General features: G+C 69.6%; 4 protein-coding genes. All 4 read left to right on the top strand.

What is annotated here, in order from left to right; genetic code table 11:
* The coding region (gene accB / locus AC1D1T_RS31420; RefSeq protein ID WP_477993276.1) for an acetyl-CoA carboxylase biotin carboxyl carrier protein at positions 1-260 on the top strand (260 nt) is incomplete at its 5' end.
* 10 nt (positions 261-270) lie between these two features.
* The gene (accC, locus tag AC1D1T_RS31415; RefSeq protein WP_047506632.1) at positions 271-1,620 is read left to right on the top strand and encodes an acetyl-CoA carboxylase biotin carboxylase subunit; all 1,350 of its coding nucleotides are present in this window, start codon (positions 271-273) and stop codon (positions 1,618-1,620) included.
* Between the two features lie 7 nt (positions 1,621-1,627).
* Entirely contained in the window at positions 1,628-2,536 is a 909-nt protein-coding gene (gene prmA, locus AC1D1T_RS31410) for a 50S ribosomal protein L11 methyltransferase (RefSeq protein WP_047506631.1), read from the top strand.
* A gap of 7 nt (positions 2,537-2,543) precedes the next feature.
* Positions 2,544-3,040, top strand: a 497-nt coding sequence (locus tag AC1D1T_RS31405; protein ID WP_477993274.1) for a zinc-ribbon domain-containing protein, incomplete at its 3' end; no start/stop codon positions are given.

The following is a 3,040-nucleotide window of genomic DNA, read 5'->3' as shown; positions in this document are numbered from 1 at the left end:
CTGTCGAGGCGCCCGCCGCACCGGCCGGCCACACCGTCAAGTCGCCGATGGTCGGCACCTTCTACGGCGCCGCGAGCCCGGGCGCCAAGCCTTTCGTCGAGGTGGGCAGCACCATCAAGGAAGGCGAGCCGATCTGCATCATCGAGGCGATGAAGATCATGAACGAGATCGAGGCCGACAAGTCCGGCACCGTCACGAAGATCCTGTGCGCCAACGGCCAGCCGGTCGAGTTCGGCCAGCCCTTGTTCATCATCGAATAAGGCTGTCCGCATGTTCAAGAAGATCCTGATCGCCAACCGCGGCGAGATCGCGCTGCGGATTCAACGAGCGTGCCGCGAGATGGGCATCAAGTCGGTCGTCGTCTATTCCGAGGCCGACCGCGACGCCAAGTACGTGAAGCTGGCCGACGAGGCGGTGTGCATCGGCCCGGCCCAGTCGGCGCAGAGCTACCTCAACATGCCGGCCATCATCTCGACCGCCGAGGTGACCGATGCCGAGGCCATCCACCCCGGCTACGGCTTCCTGTCGGAGAACGCCGATTTCGCCGAGCGCGTCGAGCAGAGCGGCTTCGTCTTCATCGGCCCGACGCCCGACGCGATCCGCACGATGGGCGACAAGGTGTCGGCCAAGCAGGCGATGATCAAGGCCGGCGTGCCCTGCGTGCCGGGCTCCGAGGGCGCGCTGCCCGACGACCCGAAGGAGATCATCAAGGCCGGCCGTGCGGTCGGCTACCCGGTGATCATCAAGGCGGCCGGCGGCGGCGGCGGCCGTGGCATGCGCGTCGTGCACACCGAGGCGGCGCTGATCCACGCGGTGCAGACCACGCGCGCCGAGGCCGGCGCGGCCTTCGGCAACCCGGCGGTCTACATGGAGAAGTTCCTCGAGAACCCGCGCCACATCGAGATCCAGGTGCTGGCCGACGAGCACAAGAACGCCGTCTGGCTGGGCGAGCGCGACTGCTCGATGCAGCGCCGCCACCAGAAGATCATCGAGGAAGCGCCGGCGCCGGGCATCCCGCGCCGCGTGATCGAGAAGATCGGCGACCGCTGCGCCGCCGCCTGCAAGCGCATCGGCTACCGCGGCGCCGGCACCTTCGAGTTCCTGTACGAGAACGGCGAGTTCTATTTCATCGAGATGAACACCCGCGTGCAGGTGGAGCACCCGGTGACCGAACTGGTGACCGGTATCGACATCGTGCAGATGCAGATCCGCGTGGCGGCCGGCGAGAAGCTGCCGTTCCAGCAGCGCCAGATCCAGATGCGCGGGCATGCGATCGAATGCCGCGTCAACGCCGAGGACCCGTACAAGTTCACGCCGTCGCCGGGCCGCATCACGACCTGGCATGCGCCGGGCGGGCCGGGCGTGCGCGTCGACTCGCATGCGTACACGAACTACTTCGTGCCGCCGAACTACGACTCGATGATCGGCAAGATCATCACGCACGGCGACACCCGCGACCAGGCGCTCGCGCGCATGCGCATCGCGCTGTCGGAGACGGTGGTCGAGGGCATCCTGACCAACATCCCGCTGCACCGCGAGCTGATGGCCGACGCCAAGTTCATCGAGGGGGGCACCAGCATTCATTACCTTGAAGGCTGGATGAGCCAGCACAAGCGCTGAGGCCCCGATGTACGAGCTGTTGCTGCTGGTGCCGGAGGACCTGGTCGAGCCGGTGTCCGATGCGCTGATGGACGAGCTGCAGGCCTTGTCGGTCTCGGTCGAGGACGCCGATGCCGACACCGAGGCCGAGCACGCGCTGTTCGGCGAGCCGGGCATGCCGGCGCCGCGCGGCGGCTGGCAGCGCTCGGTCGTGAAGGCGCTGTTCGCCGAGGAAGACGCCGCCACCGAGGCCGGCGCCCTGCTGCTCGCGCAGGACTGGGCGGGCGGCGTGCAGCTGCAGGCGCTGCAGAAGGTCGAAGAGCAGGATTGGGTGCGGCTGACGCAATCGCAGTTCGCGCCGGTGCCGGTCACCGACACGTTCTGGATCGTTCCGACCTGGCACGAGCCGCCGGCACAGGCCCGCACCGTGATCCGGCTCGACCCGGGTCTCGCGTTCGGCACCGGCACGCACCCGACGACGCGGATGTGCCTGCGCTGGATCGCGACCCAGGCCCCTGCGCGCGCGGCCGGCTGGCAGCGCGTGCTCGACTACGGCTGCGGCTCGGGCATCCTCGCGATCGGCGCGGCGCTGCATGGTGGGCGCGGCATCGCTGCGGTCGACATCGACCCGGCCGCCGTCGAATCGACGCGCGCCAATGCCGACGCCAACGGCGTCACGCTCGACGCCGGCCTGCCTGACGCGGCCCAGGGCGAGTACCCGTTGGTGCTCGCGAACATCCTCGCGTCGCCGCTGAAGCTGCTGGCCCCGCTGCTGTGCGGCCACGTGGCCGCGGGCGGCGACCTGGTGCTGGCCGGCATCCTCGAGCGCCAGGCCGACGAGCTGAAGGCCGCCTATGCGCCCTGGTGCACGCTGGACGTGAGCGACCAGGAAGAAGGCTGGATCCTGATGACGGCGCGGAAGAAGGCCATGGCATGATTTCGCCATGAGCCTGGCCACCCGTTGCACTGCCTGCGGTACCGTCTTCCGGGTCGTCCAGGACCAGCTCAAGGTCTCCGAAGGCTGGGTCCGCTGCGGGCGCTGCGACGAGGTCTTCAACGCGCTCGAGGGGTTGTTCGACCTGGAGCGCGACTCCCCGCCGGAGTGGCGCCCCCCGGCCCCACCCCCGCCCGCCCCGATCGCCGCGACGCCCGTGCCGGCCACGCCGTCGTTCCAGCCGCTGCCCGAGCCCCCGGACGATGACGACATCTTCCAGCTGAGCGAAGACGACCGCATCCACTCGCGCTTCTTCCACCCCGAGCAGGCCGACGTCGCGCAGACGCCGGCGCAGGGCGTGGCGCAGCGCGACCGGGTCGATTTCTCCGACGCGCAGTTCAACATGGACTTGCTGGAGAGCGAGATCAACGGCGGCGCCCCGCCGCCGGCGCCGCCCCGCAAATCCAAGCCGGTGGCCAAGCCGGCCGCGAAGCAGGCGGGCAAGCC

It is taken from the genome of Rhizobacter sp. P2_H3 (assembly GCF_056403355.1).
This window is presented reverse-complemented; position numbering and strand designations above follow the sequence as displayed.